The sequence below is a fragment of the Brucella pecoris genome, from assembly GCF_006376675.1.
Taxonomy (GTDB): Bacteria; Pseudomonadota; Alphaproteobacteria; order Rhizobiales; family Rhizobiaceae; genus Brucella; species Brucella pecoris.
In genome coordinates this window covers 1-1,323 of the sequence record NZ_VEWK01000056.1, presented here as the reverse complement: position 1 = coordinate 1,323, position 1,323 = coordinate 1, and the positions used below count along the sequence as shown (strand labels likewise).

The window sequence follows — 1,323 nt, the reverse complement described above, 5'->3', positions numbered from 1 at the left end:
CATGTTATGGGATGGACGCCTCCCTCCGAACCTTCAGAATGAAAGGCCAACCAAAGGAGGAAGTCATGACATTCGAATTGCTCGCAATCGATCTCGGAAAGTCGTCGTTTCATCTGCACAGCATTGCTTCAGATGGCGCTATTCTGTCGCGCAAGGTCAGCAGATCGAAGTTGGCCGAGACTGTTAACGCACTCGCACCAAAGACGATTGCTATGGAAGCGTGCGCCAGTGCGCATCACTGGGGACGGCAATTCAAAGATAATGGGCGAGAGGTCCTGCTTATCAACCCTCGCTTTGTGAAGCCCTTCGTTCGCGGCTCCAAAAACGACGCCGTAGATGCTGCGGCAATTTATGAAGCGGCGACCCGGCCGACCATGCGATTTGTGCCGGTCAAATCGATCACACAGCAAGACGTTCAGTCGCTGCATAGAGTTAGAGAACGTATGATCATCCAGCGTACATCGCTGATCAATCATGCACGCGGTCTTCTCGCCGAATATGGCATCGTGTTGCCGCAAGGAGCATGGCGTTTTGTATCCCAGGCACCCGCGGCTGTTGAGAGCGCTGATCTCTCCGATCTCGGGCGCGAGCTATTCCTCGAACTACTCGACCAACTCACCGATGTGAATGACCGAATTGCCAAGATTGATAGGAAGATTAGCGAGATTTGCCGCGATCGAGAGGATTGCCGTCGTTTGTCCGAACTGCCAGGCGTCGGTCCGATCATTGCAACGGCACTCGTTGCTAGCGTTGAGGACGGACGTCACTTTAAATCCGGGCGAGAGCTGGCGGCTTGGATCGGGCTGGTCCCGCGACAATACTCGACTGGCGGCAAACCACGCCTTGGCGGAATTGGCCGCCGAGCGAACCATTATCTACGTCGCCAGATGATTCATGGCGCACGTGCAGTTATCAGCCGACTTGCCAGTCACGATGATCGTCGATCTCAATGGCTGAAAGAGCTCGTCTCTCGCCGGGGTTATAACAAAGCGATCGTAGCGCTTGCCAATAAGACCGCGCGGATAGCATGGGCCCTGCTCACACGACAGGAGCGATACGCCGCACAATAGTCATTTGCCAATCGTTGCCGATGAGGCAATGATGAATGCGGGGTAAGAACTGATGGCGTAACGGCACGGACCGCAGCTTCGGATCCTGATTTACGACAAGGCCATAAAGGTCGATCATGTTATGAGGACAGAGGTAGCGGACTCCCATCAAGGCCAGGAGCGTGATCGCTCCAGCGATAGGCCGGATAGATTCACGCATCCAATGCCGAGTTGCCGCCAAATGTTCTTCTCGCCCGGGAGGCGTCCATAGATT

The 1,323-nt window shown here is 54.9% G+C and carries 2 protein-coding genes; one reads left to right on the top strand and one right to left on the bottom strand.

Annotation, left to right across the window (positions count from 1 at the left end; translation table 11 throughout):
* Window positions 1-65 precede the first annotated feature (65 nt).
* Window positions 66-1,070 (top strand): IS110 family RNA-guided transposase, encoded by a 1,005-nt coding sequence (locus tag FIB18_RS24670; RefSeq protein WP_006471171.1) that lies wholly within the window; start codon window positions 66-68, stop codon window positions 1,068-1,070.
* Here the strand turns inward: FIB18_RS24670 and FIB18_RS25550 are convergent.
* Window positions 1,039-1,323 (bottom strand): hypothetical protein (locus tag FIB18_RS25550; RefSeq protein ID WP_206667412.1); only part of this gene is annotated, 285 nt, incomplete at its 5' end. The two genes, FIB18_RS24670 and FIB18_RS25550, sit on opposite strands and share 32 nt — an antisense overlap.